The following is a 20,004-nucleotide window of genomic DNA, read 5'->3' as shown; positions in this document are numbered from 1 at the left end:
CTCCTCCTACTCGATTTGTGTTCTTATGATTTGTTTTATTATTTGAAGCTGAGTGAGAGTTACTCGACGTCTTCTTCCTCGACATCCAAATCGAGTTCTACATCTAGAGGTTCGGCAGAAAGAATGATGCCAGTGTTGTCTGCGTAGAGGTAATCTTCAGGTAAGAAGGTCACGCTGCCAAAGTTCACTGGAACGTCTAATTCACCGACACCTTCTTGGCTCGCACCAACAGGGATAGAAGCCAAGGCTTGGATACCTAGGTTCATGTCTTCAAGCTCATCGACTTCACGAACGCACCCGTAAACCACAATCCCTTCCCACTCATTGTCTTCGGCAAGTAGGGCTATCTCAGCATCGATCAGCGCTTTACGTAGTGAGCCGCCCCCATCGATTAACAACACACGCCCCAGACCGTCTTGCTCTAGTACAGAGCGAATCAAAGCGTTGTCTTCAAAACACTTTAATGTCGTGATCTGTCCTGCGAAGGATGCACGTCCACCAAAGTTGCTGAACATTGGCTCCACGACATCAACTTGATCCAAATATATGTCGCACAGTGCTGAAGTGTTGTATTCCATTAGTATACCTTTTGAACAATGAGCTTACTTTGAGTATATCGGCGCTTGATCCCTTTGCAATGATTAGTCTCATTTAACTCAATAGAGTTTGAGCTACGACAACCCCTGCAAACAATAGGTTAGTGACCAGTGAGCATTTCACAATCACGGGCATCATTGGTGCAATTTGCGCTGGCTTTTCGGTTTCCCAAACGGCTTTGCCATGCTTGTAAACAATAATAATGCTCAGCAAAAACGGCAGGCTGATCCAGACCGGTTTTTCTTGAATAAGCAGGTAGATAGCGAAAGACGCAAGGGCGAGGCCAAGCAGAGCAAAATGATAGTGTTTGGCTTTGCGTTGTCCTAGGCGAACCGCCATGGTGCGCTTACCACATTCGCTGTCGTTTTCGATATCACGCATGTTGTTGATATTGAGTACCGCAACCGCCATCAAGCCACAGCCCAATGCCGGAAGGAATAGGCTTGGTTCAACATGGCCAGTGTGCAAGAAGTAAGTCCCTGAAACACCTAATAAACCGAAGAAGATAAATACCGATAAGTCGCCAAGGCCAATATAGCCATAAGGCTTATTACCGACGGTATAAGCGATGGCAGCAACAATGGCTAATATGCCTAACGCAATGAAAGATAAGATACTTTCAATCGAGGTTAAGGCATGAAAAATAAGAATCAGCCCAGCGACCATAGTAAACACGATGTTGAGGATGATCGCTTGCTTCATGGTTTTCGCTGTTACCGCGCCAGATTGCATGGCACGTGTTGGCCCCAGACGATTTTCGTTGTCTGTGCCTTTTACGGCGTCGCCATAGTCATTGGCTAGGTTCGATAAAATCTGTAATAGGGTGGCGGTTAAAAATGCCAGTAGGGCTATCGATAAAGAAAACTGACGACCGGCGAACGCTAAACTACTTCCTGTAAGAATAGAGACAAGTGCGAGAGGCAGAGTTTTTGGTCGTGCGGCATCAAGCCAGATCAGTAGAGATTGTTTCATCGTAGGTCTAATTCTTTGTAAGTCTTCGTTTCATACTGTGATTTGAGTATACGCCCATTTTTCGGGTAATAAAAAGCCCACTCGAAAGTGGGCCTTGAATTCGCTTATTAGCTGCTATTTCTTTGAGATAGAGCAATAAGTTAGAGTTTGGTGTGCTACAGGATGAAGCGGCTTAGGTCTTCGTCTTCAACGAATTCGCCAAGTTTCGATGTTACGTAAGCTTCATCAATCACTAGCTTGCTGCCAGCTTTGTCTGTTGCTTCGAATGAAATCTCATCCATTAGACGCTCCATCACTGTGTGTAGACGACGCGCACCGATGTTCTCAGTGGTTTCGTTTACGCGCCATGCTGCGTCCGCAATCTGGTTGATGCCATCTTCAGTGAACTCAATGTTGACATCTTCTGTTTTCATTAGGGCAATGTATTGCTCTGTTAGAGATGCTTTTGGCTCAGTTAGGATGCGTTTGAAGTCATGTGCTGATAGTGCTTCAAGTTCTACGCGGATTGGTAGACGACCTTGTAGCTCAGGGATCAGGTCAGATGGCTTAGCCACTTGGAATGCGCCTGATGTGATAAACAAGATGTGGTCAGTTTTAACCATACCGTGCTTGGTTGATACTGTGCTGCCTTCGATAAGAGGCAGTAGGTCACGCTGAACACCTTCGCGAGATACATCTGGGCCTGAACTGTCGCCACGCTTACAGATTTTGTCGATCTCATCGATGAATACGATGCCGTTGTTTTCAGCGTTGAAGATCGCGTTCTCTTTCAGCTCTTCTTGGTTCACAAGCTTCGCAGCTTCTTCTTCCGTCAGTGCTTTGAATGCGTCTTTGATTTTCATCTTACGCTTTTTCTTGGTGTCGCCCGCTAGGTTTTGGAACATGCCTTGCAGCTGGTTTGTCATCTCTTCCATGCCTGGAGGTGACATGATTTCAACGCCCATTTGCGGTGCGGCTACATCAACTTCAATCTCTTTGTCATCTAGCTTACCTTCACGCAGTTTCTTGCGGAAAATCTGACGAGTGTTTGAAGAGGTTGTGTCTTCAGTTGATTGCTCGTTCTGACCCCAAGCATCACGCGCTGGTGGTAGAAGGGCATCAAGAATGCGTTCTTCAGCTTGTTCTTCAGCGCGGTATTGTACTTTTTCCATCGCTTGTTGGTGCGTCATCTTGATCGCAACGTCCGTTAGATCACGGATGATGGTTTCAACTTCTTTACCAACGTAACCCACTTCGGTGAACTTAGTCGCTTCTACCTTGATGAAAGGCGCGTTTGCTAATTTCGCTAGGCGGCGAGCGATTTCAGTTTTACCTACACCCGTTGGGCCAATCATCAGGATGTTTTTTGGCGATACTTCAACACGTAGGCTTTCTTCAAGCTGCATACGGCGCCAGCGGTTACGAAGAGCGATAGCCACTGAGCGCTTAGCGTTGTCTTGGCCGATAATGTGGCGATTGAGTTCGTGAACAATTTCGCGAGGAGTCATCTCAGACATGGTTTTTCCTTAATTCTTTAATCACTGTTGAATACAACGTTATTGATGGAAGCGGTCGTTACTCTGGCTTTGGCAGCTCAACGGTGCTTTCTAGTTCTTCAATAGTGTGGTGATGGTTGGTGAAGACACAGATGTCGCCTGCAATGTTCAGCGACTTTTCTGCGATTTCACGCGCATCTAAATCAGTATTTTCTAATAGTGCAGTAGCGGCTGCTTGAGCGAAGTTTCCGCCCGAACCGATCGCAATCAGGTCGTTCTCAGGTTGAACTACGTCACCGTTACCTGTGATGATCAGTGAAGCGGTCTCATCCGCTACTGCTAACAGTGCTTCTAACTTACGTAGAGCACGGTCGCTACGCCAATCCTTCGCTAGCTCAACTGCCGCTTTGGTGAGATGGCCTTGGTGCATTTGCAGCTTGCTTTCAAATTTTTCGAATAGCGTGAAAGCATCAGCCGTACCGCCAGCAAAACCGGCCAGTACTTTGTTGTTGTATAGGCGACGTACTTTACGGGCGTTGCCCTTCATTACTGTATTGCCCAGAGATACTTGTCCATCACCCGCGATGACGACTTTATTATTACGACGTACAGATACAATGGTAGTCACGAGTCGACCTCTTTTGATTATTATTTATGGTTACTACTTATATGTGGCTCCACTATCATGAATTCAAGTGCCACATTTAATGGTATGCCATATCAAAAAAACTAAATGTTACCAGTTGTTTCAAACATCCATTACCTGTTGAGCCTATGTGTGGCAAGGGTTGGTGGGTTAATAGTTTGTGATAAATATAAAAAAAGATAAAACAAATTTCTAACGTGAAATGGTTAACACTTTTTGTTTGATTTATAAGGAATGATGTTCACTAATCAGTGGTATTCACTGCATAAGGAGTAGTGTGATGAATAGTGACAATATCAGTTTTTTTAATAGAGATATGGATCTGGATGAGCTGTCTATACTGCATCATCTGATGTATCAGGAGGCGGGCGAGTGTTCAACAGAACATCTAAAAAACTCGGTCAACGTTTTTCTTAAACGTCCATTTCCTAACGTTTTAGCGCACTTGGATTTTTTTGGTTACATCGAGATAAATAAGGAGCAGGTCTACCTGACTGACTTTGGGCTTGAGTACTACGAACAAGTACCTCAGTTTCGTTAAAACGCACTCTTTTGATTAACATACTGGTATTGCTTGTGCGATGAACTATTGAACGCTTTCAAACAGCAATAGGGGGAATCCTCTTCCCCCTATTATATATTGAGTTGATTAAGACCCGTCTTTCCAAATAGCGCAAGGTTCAATTTTCGCTCGTTGCAGCTTATGGCGATCGCGCTCGGCGTCACGCTTCAACTTGTATGGCCCTAAAACCACACGGTACCAGCTACTGCCGTCTTTTTTACGGATTTCACTCGAGATACCTTGGAACGCAATATCTAACTTGCGCGTTTCTGCCTGTGCTGACGTTTTGTAAGCGCCACACTGCATCACGTAAGGGATCTTAGAGATCTGTTGCTCTTTGGCTTTAACTTCAATCTCGCGGCTTGGCAGCGTTTCAACGTAGTCCCACTTCTCTTCAGGAGGCGGCGGAATCACTTTCGCTGGTTTTGGCTTAGGTTTTGGTTTGGTTGCCACAGGCGTTGGTGCAGGCGGCTCAGGATCATTACTCAATAGGTAAAGTCCGTAACCAAAACCACCGGCAAGGAGGATCGCCAAAAGACCACTGCGCCAAGGTTTACGGCGAGGGGCTTGTTTTTTGGTCGGTTTTTTCGTGCCACGACCGCGCTTTACATAATCTCTATTAGCCACAAGACAATTCAATAGTTGCTGATTCTGCCCTCATGGTAATCCAGATTGCGCGAGGATAATAGTGCAGAAATGGAAGCGGCACATCAAAATGTGCCGCAGATTTATAAGGGTATTTCTAAGGGTTATATTCGAGGTGGCGCTGTACTGCCTCGAACCACTAATTTAGCTTCAAGCAGACGCGAACCTGCTTGCACATCGTTGCCTTTTAATAGATCAAGCATCATCAACATCGCTTGGCGTCCAATCTCATAACGAGGCTGAGAAATAGTGGTTAGCGGTGGATCGCAGTATTGAGCGAATTGGATGTCATCGAAGCCGACAATCGATAGGTCTTGAGGAACGCGCAAGCCCAGCTTCTTCGTTTCTTGAATCGCACCAATCGCCATCGCATCGTTGTGACAGAAAATAGCGGTTGGCTGTTCAGGCAGAGCCAGCAATTGACGAACCGCTTGAGCGCCCGCTTCAAAGGTGAAGTCACCAACCGTGCTGTAGGCTGGATTCATAGAGACTCCAGCGCGGCGCAGTGCTTGTTGGTAGCCTTGTTGGCGGAACTTACACAGCGTTGCCGATACTGGGCCTGAGATTTGAGCAATACGTTTATGACCTAACTGAGCGAGGTAGTTAACCGCTTCAAAAGCAGAGGTCAGGTTATCGATGTGTACCGTAGGCAGTTCAAGCTCAGGGGCAAACTCACATGCCATTACCATCGGCGGTAAATTCTTTTGTTCAGGCTTGCTGACATCAAACGGATGGTCAGTGCCAAGCAGCAACATGCCGTCGGCTTGCTTGGTGAACACTAAGTTAACAAACGAAGACTCGCGCTTCTTTTGCTGGCCGCTATCACCCAGTAGAACAAGGTAATCATTTTCTACTGCGGCATCTTCGATACCACGAATGATCTCAGCGAAATAAGGGTCACAGATATCAGGAACAATAGTGATGATGGTTTTTGATTCGTTGCGACGTAAGTTTCTAGCTAATGTATTGGGTGAGTATCCAGCTTCAAGTACTGCTGTTTCCACTCGTTTGCGAGTTGAAACTGAGACTTTCTCAGGGTTCATCAATGCACGTGATACCGTGGCTGTTGAGACGCCTGCTAGCTGGGCAACATCCTTCATTGTCGCCATAAATTAAACCCTCTTTTAAGTTCCTTTGTCGCCTAAGCATCTAAGGCGTGAATAATAAATGTAATCGAATAGATATTATGAAAGTGTTGCTAACACTTTTTTTATTGCAATATTTTATTCGTTTAATCCGTGTAAAGTTACGGCTAGATTAACAAAAATCACATAACTAGTGTGAAGTTGCTCACGAGAAATATGAAATATTTGTGAACAAACTTATCATTAGTTTTAACCCAAGTGGGTTTAACTCAAGTCTTGCGGCTCAATATCGAGTGACCAGCGAACTTTTTTCGCAGCAGGTAACATATTGATGGCCGGCTTGGCACTCATCAATAGCTTCTGCATTAACGAGCGCGTCTGAGTTTGTAAGATTAACTGCCAGCGCGATTTGCCCGCTCGCTTAGCCAGCGGAGCCGGGGTTGGCCCTAACACCATGCAATATTGGTCAAACAGAGGGTGCGATTCCAATGTGTGACGAACCTGACGCAAGAACTCTTCCACCAAGCGAGTGTCATTGGCTTCTGCTCTAAACAGCGTCATAAAGGTATAGGGCGGTAACATTGCTTGCTTACGCTCTGCCAGTGCCGTCTGAGCAAAGTGGTTATAGTCTTTGTGTAGCAAGGCTTGCAACAACCCATGTTCTGGGTGGTGAGTCTGTAAGATCACTTCACCGGGTTTGCTTGCTCGTCCTGCGCGTCCCGCTACTTGGATGAATAGCTGGGCAAGACGTTCAGACGCTCGGAAGTCACTGCTATATAAAGAGCCATCCACATCCAATAACGCCACAAGTGTCACGTCAGGGAAATGGTGACCCTTAGCAAGCATCTGCGTGCCGATAAGAATTTGGAATTCACCCTTACGAATCGACTCCAGTGCGCTTTCTAAACTGCCTTTACGGCGGGTGCTGTCGCGGTCAATACGAATGGTTTTGTATTCCGGGAATAGCTGACCAAGCTGAGCTTCTAACTGCTCGGTCCCGACACCCACTGTCACTAAGTTTGCAGATCCACAGCCTTGGCAATTGTGCACGATATGCTGCTGAGAACCACAGTGGTGGCAGCGCATCTCATTGCTGTATTGGTGATAGGTGTAGTAAGCATCGCAACGTTTACACTCGGCTGTCCAACCACAATCGTGACACATTAATGCCGGAGAAAACCCTCGACGATTGAGGAACAGCATCACTTGGTTGCCAGCTTTGAGGTGTCTTTGCATCTCTGCAATTAACGACGCAGACAGGCCACTTTCTAGATATTCACCTTTAACATCCAACACCTTATTGGTGGTCGGCAGTGCGACACCCGCACGTGAAGTCAGGGTGAGATAACTGTATTTACCTATTTGAGCGTTGTGCAGTGTTTCAAATGCTGGAGTTGCAGAGCCTAACACAACCGGGATCTGCGCTTTGTGCGCACGCATGATCGCCACATCACGAGCGTGGTAGCGCAGGCTATCTTGCTGTTTATAAGACGCGTCGTGTTCTTCATCGACAATGATAATACCTAGGTCAGCAAATGGCGTGAACAGAGCTGAACGGGTACCAATCACGATGCCTGCTATTTTATCGCGCGCCGATAACCACGCATTCAGGCGTTCTGAATCGTTTAAACCTGAGTGGATAACCTCAACAGGCACATTAAAGCGTCGCTTAAAGCGGTTAATCGTTTGAGGAGTGAGGCCAATCTCGGGCACGAGCACTAACGCTTGTTTACCTTGGTCGAGAATCGGCTTAATCATATTAAGGTAAACCTCGGTCTTACCTGAGCCAGTAACGCCCTCTAACAGGAAGCAACCAAAGTCGGTTTGGCTATTTACGGTCGCAATCGCGATGGCTTGTTCGGCATTGAGCTTAGGCTTGTCTTGGTCGTTTTCAAGATCAACTGGCCACGGCTGACGCGTTGGCTTTTTCTCTACCGATTCAATCCAGCCTTTCTCTTCTAGCGTTTTGAGTACGGCGCTGCCAACTTCTTCATCAATGAACTCTTGATGAGGAACCGGGCCGTGTTCAAGCATGTGCATCACTTTGGCTTGCTTGACCGCGCGACCAAAACCTTGCATCAGTTGGTCTTTGCCTGATGGCGTTAACTGCCACTCAACCAGCGTCGCGAAGTCGGCGGCTTTGCCTTTTCTTAGAGCGCTCGGAAGGGCGTTAGCAAAGGTTTCGCCAAGAGGGTACTGATAAAACTGACTGCACCACATTAATAGTGAATAGACAGATTCCGGCCAAACAGGTTGGTTATCCAATAGCGCTTTTATTGGCTTGAGCTTATCTAGCTCGAATTCTGATTCGTTAACCAGAGCCGTGACAATCCCAGTTAAGGTTTGTCGTCCAAAAGGCACAGAGACGCGACCACCAATAATCGGGAATAGGTGGTTTGGAATCTTGTAATCGAACTGCTTGTCGAGTGGAACAGGCAGCGCCACACGGGCAATCATTGGACGCATAAAGGGACGGCTTTATCTGAATTGACGAGAGCGAACAGTCTAAAGGATAAGGCGGTTAAATTCGAGAAGCAGTTTGAATGTGATGTGGCAGAGAAGCGGGTGAGGTTGGGGCCAAGCCAAGAATCACAGCCAGCAAAGGAAATAACGCCGATATTGGCGAAAAATGTATCAAATCAGTTGATCCTGCTTTATAGATTCATTACTATACTGCGCCTTAAAGGTATGGCTTCATCACTCTTTTGTGTCGATGCGGTGTCTTTATTTCTTTTTTTAAACTACGTGTGGTGTGCGGCTTAGAATCGTATAGCGACACGGCCTACTTGAGGTTATCCCATGAAAGCTGGAATCCACCCAGAATACAAAGCAGTTACTGCAACTTGTTCTTGCGGCAACACATTTGAGTTCAACTCAACGCTAGCAAAAGAATCAATCCACCTAGACGTATGTGACAAATGTCACCCGTTCTACACTGGTAAGCAACGTATCGTAGATACTGGCGGCCGTGTTGATCGCTTCAACAAGCGTTTCGGTGCTCTTTCTAGCAAGAAGTAATTCTCGCTATTTAGACATGAAAAAGGACACTTCGGTGTCCTTTTTTGTTGCCTGTAATTTGAGAAAGCACTGACTTCTATTCAAGCATCACTCTCACCCAACGATAAGTTGCCTCTCTATTCTATTTCAGGGCAATTCCTTGCGTATCTCTCTTCACCAAAATTCAGCACGAAACTTCAACAAGCGATAGTAATTTCAACTGCTCACTGGTCTTATTAGTAGTGAAATCTCGTTTTTTAATGAGACAGAGGCTTCAACCACCTAGGAACTTTGAAGTACATCCATTAACATGAACCAGATCCCCCAAATAATAATATCCTAGGAACCTACACCTATGTCTGAAGACAGCAGCCAAGCTCAATCCTCTCAAGAATTATCGCCTCAAGAACAATTCCGTCAGCAAGCTCTTGATTATCATGAGTTCCCGATTCCAGGCAAAATTGCCGTAGAACTGACGAAGCCTGCAAACTCTGCAGAAGACCTAGCACTTGCATACAGCCCTGGCGTGGCTGAGCCTGTTCGCGAGATCGCACAGAACGTTGATAACGTTTATAAGTACACAGGTAAAGGCAACATGGTTGCTGTTATCTCTAACGGTACAGCGATTCTTGGCCTAGGTAACCTTGGCCCTATTGCCTCTAAACCAGTTATGGAAGGTAAAGCGCTCTTGTTTAAGCGTTTTGCTGGTTTAGATTCTATCGATATTGAAGTGAAACACCGCACAATCGATGAGTTCGTTGATACGGTTGCGAATATCGCAGATACATTCGGCGGTATTAACCTGGAAGACATCAAAGCACCAGACTGTTTTGAGATTGAACGCCGCCTGATTGAACGTTGTGATGTTCCGGTATTCCACGATGACCAACATGGTACAGCGATTGTAACGGCAGCGGGTATGCTGAATGCGATCGAGCTTCAAGGTAAGAAACTTAAAGAGTGTAAGATCGTTTGTTTAGGTGCTGGCGCAGCAGCGGTTGCTTGTATGGAGCTACTGATTAAGTGTGGCGCTCAGCGTGAAAAAATCTACATGCTTGACCGTAAAGGCGTGATCCATACTCGTCGTGATGACCTAAACGAATACAAAGAGCTGTTCGCAAATAACACTGATAAGCGTACGCTTGAAGATGTTATCGAAGGCGCTGACCTGTTCTTGGGTGTATCGGGGCCGAATCTACTGCCTGCTGAAGCACTAACGCTGATGGCTGATAAGCCTGTTGTGTTTGCATGTTCAAACCCAGATCCAGAGATCAAGCCTGAGCTTGCACACGAAGTTCGTTCTGACCTAATCATGGGTACAGGCCGCAGTGATTACCCTAACCAAGTAAACAACGTACTTTGTTTCCCATTCATTTTCCGTGGTGCACTAGACGTGCGTGCGAGCGAAATTAATGACGAAATGAAGCTAGCGGCGGTTAAAGCGATTCGTGAACTGGCGAAAGAAGAAGTTCCAGCTGAAGTACTAGCAGCTGCGGGCGAGACTGCACTGGAGTTCGGTAAGGGTTACATCATTCCTAAGCCAATGGACCCACGTCTACTTCCTCGCGTAGCACGAGCAGTTGCGGAAGCGGCTGTTGAATCTGGCGTAGCTCGTATCGAGATGCCTGCTAACTATATGGCTTAATAGCTGTTGCTCTATTGAGCCAAAAAGAATAATAAAAAACCGACTCATCTGGAGTCGGTTTTTTTATGTCTATCATTCACAGCGCAATCATAAAAAGCTATGCGCGATGTGATAAATAAGGTTCAGCTAGAGCGAATCAATAATGAAGGCAGTGACTGAGTTGTTTTTATTCTTCGTCAAACGCTTCGAACTCGATACCCATCTCTGTCATCAGCTTTTTCACTTCAGCAGGAATATCGTCTGGGCGGTCTTTACGAAGGTCTTCATCCGTTGGTAGTGGTTGGCCTGTGTACGCATGTAGAAAGGCTTCGCACAGTAGCTCACTGTTTGTTGCATGGCGTAGGTTATTAATCTGGCGGCGAGTACGCTCGTCAGTAAGAACCTTTAACACTTTTAGAGGGATAGAAACTGTAATTTTCTTTACTTGTTCGCTTTTCTTTCCATGCTCAGCATATGGGCTTATGTATTCACCATTCCAGTCGGCCATTGCGTACCTTCATCACTTTAGTTGTTAGAATAAATTAATAGTGGTGATTTTAGCGGGATTTACTGCCATAAGCAAAGACATATAGACGTCTAGAAGTGTTGACGTCTCACGTTTATGAAAGTAAAGTGAATAACATATATCTAACACAGCCGCAAAATGCCGACAAGCCGCTGTGATTCTCAGACGCAAAACTTGTAAGGAAGCACCTATGAGCAGCCGGAAGCCAGCAACAATCGCAGTACGTACTGGTATCGAGTCAGACACGCAACACCATGCCGTTGTCCCACCCATTTATCTTTCGACTAACTATGGGTTTCCCGCTTTTGGTGAAGTGCCAAAGTACGATTACACCCGTTCTGGTAACCCAAACCGCGGTTTATTAGAGACGGCACTGTTTGAGCTTGAATCAGGCAAAGGCGCGGTTGTGACTAACTGTGGTACTTCGGCGCTTAACTTATGGGTTTCGGCTTTCTTAGGCGGCGATGATCTTATTATTGCACCGCACGATTGCTACGGCGGTACTTACCGTCTGTTTAACACTCGCTCGCTAAAAGGTGACTTCAAAGTTCTGTTCGTTGATCAATCGGATCAAGCAGCGCTGGATGCGGCGCTCGCGCTTAAGCCAAAGTTGATCTTAATTGAAACCCCATCGAATCCACTGGTTCGCGTGGTTGATATTGCAGAAACTTGCCGTAAAGCGAAAGAGGTTGGTGCTCTGGTTGCTGTCGACAACACGTTTTTGACACCTGTGTTCCAAAAGCCTTTAGAGCTGGGTGCTGATTTTGTTATCCACTCAACCACTAAGTACATCAATGGACACTCAGATGTTATTGGTGGCGTTGTCGTGACGAAAACTGAAGAGCACGCTGAAGAGCTTGCATGGTGGGGCAACTGTATTGGTGCGACCGGCACACCATTTGATAGTTACATGACTCTACGTGGTATTCGTACGCTAGGTGCGCGTATGCGTGTTCACGAAGAGAGTTCACGTGAAATTCTGACGGCTCTGCAACAACAAGATCTGGTGGGCACTATTTACCACCCAAGCCTTCCTGAACACCCGGGTCACGAGATCGCGAAGAAACAACAGTTGGGCTTTGGTTCCATGTTGAGCTTTGAGTTTGCTGGCTCTTTTGAAGCACTTAAATATTTTGTAGATAAGTTAGAGCTATTTTCTTTGGCTGAATCACTGGGTGGGGTTGAAAGCCTGATTTGTCACCCTGCGTCGATGACTCACCGTGCGATGGGCGAAGAAGCATTGGCAGAAGCGGGTGTTTCTCAACAACTACTGCGCCTTTCTGTTGGCCTTGAAGATGCGGAAGACCTAATCGACGATCTCAAGCAAGCGTTTGAAAAAACACAACGCTTTATTGCTGAAGGGGAGGCTTAATAATGGCAACCTTTCGCCAGCTACATAAATTTGGTGGCAGCAGTTTAGCGAATCCTGAATGTTACCAACGCGTGGTCAACATTCTTAGAGAATACTCATCAGCATCTGATTTGGTGGTGGTATCGGCAGCAGGCAAAACAACCAACCGCTTAATTGAGTTTGTTGAAGCGCTCGACAAAGATGGTCGTATTGCCCATGAATGCCTACAAGCACTTCGTCAGTTCCAACTCGATCTGATTGAAGCACTGCTTGAGGGTGAATCAGCCGCACAACTTACTTCAACCATTCAACAAGAATTTACCGCTTTGGGTGAGCTAACGGCTCCCTTGAGCGAAGCACAAAAAGCAAAAGTGCTTGGACACGGTGAGGTTTGGTCTTCACGTCTACTCGCGGCTTTGTTGTGCCAGCATGATTTACAAGCCGTTGCTCAAGATGCGCGTGCTTTTTTACGTGCAGAAGTGGGCGCTCAGCCTGAAGTCGACCGCGCACGTTCTTACCCTCTGATCAAAGAAGCCTTGGCGCAGCATGCACATTGCCGCGTGGTGATTACGGGCTTTATGGCTCAGAACTGCGAGGGTGAAACGGTATTGCTTGGCCGTAACGGTTCGGATTACTCAGCAACCGTGATTGGTGCTTTGGCTGAAGTTGAACGCGTGACGATTTGGAGTGATGTGGCAGGCGTTTACAGCGCTGACCCTCGTCTGGTTTCAGATGCGTGTCTATTGCCTCTACTTCGCCTTGATGAAGCCAGCGAATTGGCTCGTCTTGCCGCTCCAGTGCTTCACAGCCGAACGCTACAGCCTGTGGCTCAAAGTGCTATGGATCTCAGCTTACGCTGCAGCTATCAGCCGGAGGCGGGCTCTACACAGATCGAGCGTGTACTGGCATCGGGTCGTGGCGCAAAAATCATTACCTCTTTGGATGAAGTGCTTATCGTGCAACTGACCTTTGGTCACGGCCATGATTTCGACCGTCTAGAGAGTGAAGTGCTTGAAGGGCTTAAGCGTGCTCAACTTGAGCCGCTTGCTTATGAGCTTGAACCGGATCAACACTGTTTGCGTCTTGCCTACACAGAAGAGATCGCTGGTGGTGCATTAGAATATCTCCAAGACCATGCGATTGAAGCTGAGATTAAGCTAAAAGAAGGTTTCTCTCTGATTGCTGCAGTGGGTGCGGGTGTGACTAAGAACCCTAATCATTGCTACGGTTTCTACCAGCAGCTTAAGAGCTCGCCGGTTGAGTTCATCTCAGAAGCGAACTCAGGCTTAAGCTTGGTGGCTGTGATTCGTAAGAGTGAAACATCAAGTCTAGTGAAAGGCATTCATTCTCAACTGTTCCAAGCGCAGAAGCGTGTTGCGATTGCCTTGTGTGGTAAGGGCAATATTGGTTCAAGCTGGTTAAGCCTGTTTGCTGAGCAAAAAGCGGAACTTGAAAAGCGCCGTGGAATGAACTTTGAATTGGTTGCCGTGGTTGATAGCCAAACCTATTGGTTCGACGATCAAGGCATTGATGCGACTTCGGTAGGTAAGCGCTTTGACGACGAAGCTATTGCTAACAATGGTAACGGCTGGTTAGAGCGTTTGGGCTCTATTCAAGGTTATGACGAAGCAGTGGTTCTGGATGTGACTGCGAGCCCAGTGCTTGCAGCAAAGTATCTGCAAATCGCACAACAAGGTATTCACCTAATCTCGGCGAACAAGGTGGCAGGTTCTGCATCGAGCGAGTATTACCATCAAGTACAAGATGCTTTCGCTAAGATCAGCCGTCATTGGTTGTACAACGCGACAGTGGGTGCTGGATTGCCGATTAACCACACGGTACGTGACCTACGTGAAAGTGGCGATGACATCATTGCGTTGTCTGGCATTTTCTCGGGCACGTTGTCTTGGTTGTTCCAACAGTTTGATGGCACCGTGCCGTTCAGCGAGTTGGTTGACTTAGCATGGCAACAAGGCCTTACGGAACCTGACCCTCGTGCTGACCTAGATGGCTCAGACGTGATGCGTAAGCTGGTGATTCTGGCGCGTGAATCTGGTTTGGATATCGAACCTGAAAACGTAAAAGTGGAATCGCTCGTACCTGCAGAGCTGCAAGATCTATCTGTGGATGACTTCTTCGACAAAGCTTCTGTACTGAGCGAAGAGCTGGCTGAGCGTTTAGAGAAAGCGCACTCTCAACAGAAAGTTCTGCGTTACGTAGCGCGTTTGGAGAAGAACGGTAAGGCAACCGTAGGTGTTGAAGCCCTATCTAAAGAACACGCTCTAGCGAACTTGCTGCCTTGCGATAACATCTTTGCGATTGAGAGCAAATGGTACAAAGATAATCCGTTGGTTATTCGTGGCCCAGGTGCCGGTCGTGAAGTAACGGCAGGTGCAATTCAATCTGATCTAAACAGAATGTCTAGTCTGTTCTGATACTCATATCGGTTGGTTTGAAACTCAGATCAATTGTTTTAGTACGTAAATGGCATACTATTCACTAAGATAAATAAGGCTGAAAGCACGATGTGTTTTTCAGCCTTTTTTCTACATTATTTCTGCTTTGCGACCCATCTAACGACTTGAGTTTTACTCACGATCTACTTGAGAAAAATTCATAATGGATCTGTTGACATTAAATCGTATTCAATACATTCTACAGACATATAGACGTCTAAACGTCGTTTAAGGATTTGAGTTTTTAGTGGTTGCTTTTGCCACAGGGAGAGTAAGATGGGATACACACACGCTAGTCATATCGACGCTTTAAATCAGAATATCGCTGAGCTTTCTGACAACATCAATGTGTCATTTGAGTTTTTTCCACCGAGCAGTGAGAAGATGGAAGAGACCCTGTGGAACTCTGTTCACCGCCTTAAAACACTTCAACCAAAATTTGTATCGGTAACTTACGGTGCAAACTCGGGTGAACGTGACCGTACCCACTCAATCATTAAAGAAATTAAAAACCAAACCGGCCTAGTGGCTGCACCGCACCTAACGTGTATTGATGCAAGCCGTGAAGAGCTGATTCAAATTGCCGACGATTACTGGGCAAATGGTATCGAGAGTATTGTTGCGCTACGTGGTGATATTCCAGCAGGCGGCGGCGCGCCAGAGATGTACGCATCTGACCTAGTCGAGCTACTTAAATCTCGCCACGATTTTGATATCTCAGTAGCGGCATTCCCTGAGGTTCACCCTGAAGCAAAAAGCGCTCAATCTGATCTTATTAACCTAAAGCGTAAAGTGGATGCGGGTGCCAACCGTGCCATCACTCAGTTCTTCTTTGATGTAGAGAGCTACCTACGCTTTCGTGACCGCTGTGTAGCGGCTGGCGTTGATGTTGAGATTGTACCGGGCATTCTGCCGGTTTCTAACTTCAAGCAAGCATCTCGCTTTGCTGCGATGAACAACGTAAAAGTACCGGGCTGGATGGCGAAGCAGTTTGAAGGTTTGGATGATGATCCAACGACTCGTCAGCTTGTTGGTGCTAGCCAAGCAATTGATATGGTTCGTACACTGAGCCGTGAAGGTGTGAAAGATTTCCACTTCTACACGCTAAACCGTGCAGAAATGACTTATGCACTTTGCCATACGCTAGGTGTTCGTCCGCAAGTCGCTGCGCTGTAAGAAAAGTCTAAGAAGTAAAGCCTAAGCACTTGTAAAAAGCCTCTGGCAGTAACATTTCAAATCCTATAGATACAAAAAAGGCTTGGACTCATAGAGTTCAAGCCTTTTGCTTTTCTAGCTTAACTTAAGCTAGAGCGCCAAGTTCAAGCAGTACTTCTTCAGCCCATACAATCCATGCTTCACGGATAAGTAGGTTACGACGAAGTGTTAGACGCTCAAGGCGTGCTTGCTTGTCTAGTGTCGATGGCGTTGCGTAGTAAGCTGCTTCGATTTCACGGTAGTGAGAAACCAGTTTGCGAGACTCTTCTACTAGCTCAGCAAGTTGTACACGGTAAGCGTCAGAAGGTTGTACAGCACAAGCCATTAGCTTAGCTGAGAACTCGTCACGAACGGTTGGGTGTGCAGTTGGTTGTTCAAACCATTCACCTAGCGCGCCACGGCCAGCATCAGTGATAGAGTAAACTTTACGATCAGGTTTGCCTTCTTGAGGCTCAAGCACGCAAGTTACCTGGTCGTTCTGAGCCATTTTATTTAGCTCGCGGTAAACTTGTTGATGGCTAGCTTTCCAGAAGTAACCAATGCTTGCGGAGAATTCTTTTGTGATATCGTAACCAGTAGCATCGCGTGTACTTAAAACGGTTAGAATTACGTGTGGTAATGACATGTCTGAAATCCAAATGGTAAACAGTAAACAAATACTTAAACAACAAGTGTGCTTCTAATGGCACGTTATATTGGTTATGTCTAAGTAGCACCAACTCATCGGTTGGTTATGTCACCTTACAAAGCCGTTTATCACCTAGGTTGACCAGTTTATTGGTCAAGATGCTGCAGATTATTTTTTGGAGTGTTTCCGCAGCGGAGCAGTAGTATATCTAAATAATAAGCATAAAGTAGAATACATGGACAAAATAACCCAAAAAACTGACAAAAAACTCAGTATTGCTTATTTTGTGAAATAAAAAGGTCGCACTAGGCGACCTTTTGTCTGTTGAATGGAAGGAATCACTAATTAACCAGTGTTTCGCATGCCTGCTGCAATGCCTGCAATCGTCACCATTAGCGCTTCTTCAAGCTCTGCTGGTGGTGTTTCACACTTACGAGTACGGTAAAGCAGTTCAGCTTGAAGCATGTTTAGTGGCTCAACGTAGATGTTACGTAGGCGGATTGACTCAAGTCCCCAAGGGTCGCTCTGCATTAGGTTCTCGTTGTTCTCAACATTTAGCACGGCTTTGATGTCTTTTTGCAGCTGTTCACGCAGTAACTCACCTAATGGTAATAGCTCTTCGTCAACAAGGCGTTGGTCGTAGTACTTAGCGATTTCCATGTTGCACTTCGAGTACACCATTTCCAACATACCGAGACGGGTAGAGAAGAACGGCCACTCGCGACACATCTCTTCGAGCAGGGCTTGATGGCCTTGATCTACAGAGTACTGAATCGCTTCACCAGCGCCTAACCATGCAGGCAGTACCAAACGGTTTTGGCTCCAAGAGAAGATCCATGGAATCGCACGTAGGCTTTCTACGCCGCCGTTCGGGTTACGTTTCGCAGGGCGAGAGCCAAGAGGCAGTTTACCTAGCTCCAGTTCAGGTGTCGCTTGACGGAAGTAAGGTACGAATTTCTCTTCGCCACGAACCACGTTGCGGTAAGCCTCACAAGATACTTGAGATAGCACTTCCATTAGGTCGCGCCACTCTTGTTTTGGCTCAGGTGGCGGCAGAAGGTTCGCCTCTAGAATCGCGCTTGCGTAAAGGTTGAAGCTGTTTACAGCAACGTCTGGTAAGCCAAGTTTAAAGCGGATCATTTCGCCTTGCTCTGTTACACGTAAACCGCCTTTCAAGCTCTTAGGTGGCTGAGAAAGAAGAGCAGCGTGCGCCGGAGCACCACCACGACCAACCGTACCGCCACGACCGTGGAATAGAGTCAGTTCAATGCCTTCTTCATCACAAACCTTAACCAGTTTGTCCATTGCATCATATTGAGCCCAACCTGCAGACATTACGCCCGCATCTTTCGCTGAGTCAGAGTATCCGATCATCACCATTTGGTGGTTCTGGATAAAGCCACGGTACAAGTCGATGCTCATTAGCTGTTTCATTACTGCTTCTGAGTTGTTCAAGTCGTCTAGCGTTTCGAACAGCGGACATACGTCCATGCGGTATGGGCAGCCACATTCTTGCAGTAGTAAGTGAACAGCCAGTACATCTGATGCAGTACGAGCCATAGAAATTACGTAAGCACCGAAGGCTTCACGAGGTTGAGCAGCAATAACCTTGCAGGTGTCTAAAACCTCTTTAACCTGTTCAGATGGCTCCCAATCGCGAGGAAGAAGCGGACGCTTAGAGCTTAATTCATTGGTTAAGAAAGCAATCTTGTCTTGCTCGTTCCATTGGTCGTAGTCGCCAATGCCTAGGTAGCGAGTCAGTTCAGACAGTACATCTGAGTGACGAGTACTTTCTTGACGAACATCGAGACGAACTAGGTGTACACCGAACGCTTTTAGGCGGCGCAGAGTATCAAGCAGAGAACCGTCTGCGATTACGCCCATGCCACATTCGTGCAGCGATTGGTAACATGCGTAAAGCGGTGTCCAAAGTTGCTCGATGTTCTGTAGTGTTTCTTTCTTCGGAACCTCTGTGTCATGCAATTTTGCATCCAGCACTTCTAGCGTGTTGTCCAGTAGAGTGCGTAGGTTCTTCAGGATTGCACGGTAAGCTTCGTGTTCATCACCTGCTAGCTCACGAACGGCATCATTACACTTAGTCATCGACAGTTCGGTAATCAGCTCGTTTACGTCGCCTAAGTAAAGATCGGCAGCTTTCCAACGAGATAGGCGCAGAACTTCCTTAGTGATGGTGTGCGTTACGAATGGGTTGCCATCGCGGTCACCGCCCATCCAAGATGAGAAGTGTACTGGGCGTGCATCGATCGGCAGGCCTTCACCAAGATAACCTTTTAGTCGGCCATCCATTTCACGTAGGAAGTCAGGAACGGCTTCCCATAGAGAGTTTTCTACAACCGCAAAGCCCCACTTAGCTTCATCAAGTGGCGTTGGGCGTTGTTGACGAATCACATCTGAGTGCCAACCTTGAGCGATCAGTTGCTCTAGGCGGCGTTCGGTTTTCACGCGCTCTTTGGGTGATAGGTCGCTTAATTCTAATTTAGACAGACACTCGTTGATCTTAACTAGCTTGTTGATCATGGTGCGACGAGTGATTTCTGTTGGGTGTGCAGTCAGAACGAGTTCAATGTTCAGGTCGCGAACGGCTTGAGCCGCGTCTAGCTTGCTGATGTCATTCTGGTTTAATTTGGAAAATAGAGATTGCAGCACGTCTGGTTCACAAACATGCTCCTCACAGTGGCGAGAGATGGTGTGGTACTGCTCTGCCATGTTGGTGAGGTTGAGAAATTGGTTAAATGCACGAGCAACAGGAGTGAGTTGTTCGTTCGGCAGGTTTTTGATTTCTTCAACTAGGCTGTCACGGTCAGCTTTGTTGCCTGCGCGGGCGGATTTGGAAAGTTTACGGATAGTCTCCACTTTCTCTAAGATAACGTCACCATGTGCATCTTGGATTGTGTTACCTAGCAAGCGTCCCAGCATGCTTACGTTACTCTTGAGAGCGGCGTATTTCTCGTTCATTGTCATCCTGCCTCGTAAAAAAATTACATCCATTGTTCCTTGTTAAGTACACAATCTAGCGAAAAGTGCTGTATCTAGTCAAATAAAGCATTCTAAGTTTGCAATTATTAGTTTTCGAAATGCGGGAGAAGTAAATTTCCCAATAGTTCGGAATTAAAGTGAAATTTAATTACAAGATCAGGCTGTGTCTGGGATAACAGAATAAAAGCCACCTTTTCGGGTAGCTTTTATACGAAAATATTGGAAGAA

The 20,004-nt window shown here is 46.6% G+C and carries 16 protein-coding genes; 6 read left to right on the top strand and 10 right to left on the bottom strand.

All coding sequences use genetic code 11. From position 1 onward, the window contains the following. Positions 1-59: 59 nt before the first annotated feature. The 4 genes from rraA to hslV form a co-directional block, all read right to left on the bottom strand. On the bottom strand, positions 60-578 hold the full coding sequence (gene rraA / locus AB4371_RS09875) for a ribonuclease E activity regulator RraA (RefSeq protein WP_017061152.1): 519 nt from the start codon (positions 576-578) through the stop codon (positions 60-62). Positions 579-651: 73 nt separating this feature from the next. Then, positions 652-1,569, bottom strand: a complete 918-nt coding sequence (locus AB4371_RS09870) for a 1,4-dihydroxy-2-naphthoate polyprenyltransferase (protein WP_372149556.1) — start codon at positions 1,567-1,569, stop codon at positions 652-654. A gap of 155 nt (positions 1,570-1,724) precedes the next feature. Beyond that, positions 1,725-3,065, bottom strand: coding sequence for an HslU--HslV peptidase ATPase subunit (gene hslU, locus AB4371_RS09865; protein WP_017061150.1), 1,341 nt, complete (start codon positions 3,063-3,065; stop codon positions 1,725-1,727). Positions 3,066-3,123: 58 nt separating this feature from the next. Next, complete coding sequence (gene hslV / locus AB4371_RS09860) at positions 3,124-3,672, bottom strand: ATP-dependent protease subunit HslV (protein ID WP_004729692.1); 549 nt, start codon at positions 3,670-3,672, stop codon at positions 3,124-3,126. A gap of 298 nt (positions 3,673-3,970) precedes the next feature. Between hslV and AB4371_RS09855 the strand changes: the two genes are divergently transcribed. Continuing rightward, positions 3,971-4,231, top strand: a complete 261-nt coding sequence (locus tag AB4371_RS09855; RefSeq protein WP_017061149.1) for a hypothetical protein — start codon at positions 3,971-3,973, stop codon at positions 4,229-4,231. Between the two features lie 108 nt (positions 4,232-4,339). On the opposite strand, the gene ftsN is transcribed toward AB4371_RS09855, so the two are convergent. The 3 genes from ftsN to priA all read right to left on the bottom strand — a co-directional run bounded on the left by ftsN (position 4,340) and on the right by priA (position 8,448). After that, a complete protein-coding gene (ftsN, locus tag AB4371_RS09850; protein ID WP_372149554.1) occupies positions 4,340-4,879 on the bottom strand; it encodes a cell division protein FtsN in 540 nt (179 codons plus the stop codon). 122 nt (positions 4,880-5,001) lie between these two features. Further along, positions 5,002-6,006 carry a DNA-binding transcriptional regulator CytR gene (cytR, locus tag AB4371_RS09845; RefSeq protein WP_017061147.1) on the bottom strand — a complete coding sequence of 335 codons (1,005 nt, stop codon included), beginning with the start codon at positions 6,004-6,006 and terminating at the stop codon, positions 5,002-5,004. A 240-nt stretch (positions 6,007-6,246) separates the two neighbouring features. After that, positions 6,247-8,448, bottom strand: coding sequence for a primosomal protein N' (gene priA / locus AB4371_RS09840; protein ID WP_372107226.1), 2,202 nt, complete (start codon positions 8,446-8,448; stop codon positions 6,247-6,249). A gap of 333 nt (positions 8,449-8,781) precedes the next feature. Between priA and rpmE the strand changes: the two genes are divergently transcribed. Both rpmE and AB4371_RS09830 read left to right on the top strand, forming a co-directional pair. Continuing rightward, the gene (gene rpmE / locus AB4371_RS09835) at positions 8,782-9,000 is read left to right on the top strand and encodes a 50S ribosomal protein L31 (protein ID WP_004737142.1); all 219 of its coding nucleotides are present in this window, start codon (positions 8,782-8,784) and stop codon (positions 8,998-9,000) included. Between the two features lie 334 nt (positions 9,001-9,334). After that, positions 9,335-10,624 (top strand): malic enzyme-like NAD(P)-binding protein, encoded by a 1,290-nt coding sequence (locus tag AB4371_RS09830; RefSeq protein ID WP_372149552.1) that lies wholly within the window; start codon positions 9,335-9,337, stop codon positions 10,622-10,624. A gap of 166 nt (positions 10,625-10,790) precedes the next feature. Here the strand turns inward: AB4371_RS09830 and metJ are convergent, their stop codons facing one another. Beyond that, on the bottom strand, positions 10,791-11,111 hold the full coding sequence (metJ, locus tag AB4371_RS09825; RefSeq protein ID WP_004415993.1) for a met regulon transcriptional regulator MetJ: 321 nt from the start codon (positions 11,109-11,111) through the stop codon (positions 10,791-10,793). A 208-nt stretch (positions 11,112-11,319) separates the two neighbouring features. On the opposite strand from metJ, the gene AB4371_RS09820 reads away from it, so the two are divergent. From AB4371_RS09820 to metF, 3 genes are all read left to right on the top strand, one after another. Further along, positions 11,320-12,501, top strand: coding sequence for an O-succinylhomoserine (thiol)-lyase (locus AB4371_RS09820; protein WP_372129672.1), 1,182 nt, complete (start codon positions 11,320-11,322; stop codon positions 12,499-12,501). A 2-nt stretch (positions 12,502-12,503) separates the two neighbouring features. Next, on the top strand, positions 12,504-14,915 hold the full coding sequence (locus AB4371_RS09815) for a bifunctional aspartate kinase/homoserine dehydrogenase II (RefSeq protein ID WP_372149551.1): 2,412 nt from the start codon (positions 12,504-12,506) through the stop codon (positions 14,913-14,915). A 297-nt stretch (positions 14,916-15,212) separates the two neighbouring features. Then, positions 15,213-16,112, top strand: coding sequence for a methylenetetrahydrofolate reductase (metF, locus tag AB4371_RS09810; RefSeq protein ID WP_004729683.1), 900 nt, complete (start codon positions 15,213-15,215; stop codon positions 16,110-16,112). 124 nt (positions 16,113-16,236) lie between these two features. Here metF and AB4371_RS09805 read toward each other — a convergent pair whose 3' ends face one another. After that, on the bottom strand, positions 16,237-16,776 hold the full coding sequence (locus AB4371_RS09805; protein WP_017061141.1) for a PadR family transcriptional regulator: 540 nt from the start codon (positions 16,774-16,776) through the stop codon (positions 16,237-16,239). A 348-nt stretch (positions 16,777-17,124) separates the two neighbouring features. Next, the gene (gene ppc, locus AB4371_RS09800; RefSeq protein WP_372149549.1) at positions 17,125-19,761 is read right to left on the bottom strand and encodes a phosphoenolpyruvate carboxylase; all 2,637 of its coding nucleotides are present in this window, start codon (positions 19,759-19,761) and stop codon (positions 17,125-17,127) included. Between the last annotated feature and the right edge of the window lie 243 nt (positions 19,762-20,004).

Origin of the sequence: Vibrio sp. 10N.261.51.A3 (assembly GCF_041471965.1) — a bacterium.
In the GTDB taxonomy this organism is placed as follows: domain Bacteria; phylum Pseudomonadota; class Gammaproteobacteria; order Enterobacterales; family Vibrionaceae; genus Vibrio; species Vibrio crassostreae_C.
This window is presented reverse-complemented; position numbering and strand designations above follow the sequence as displayed.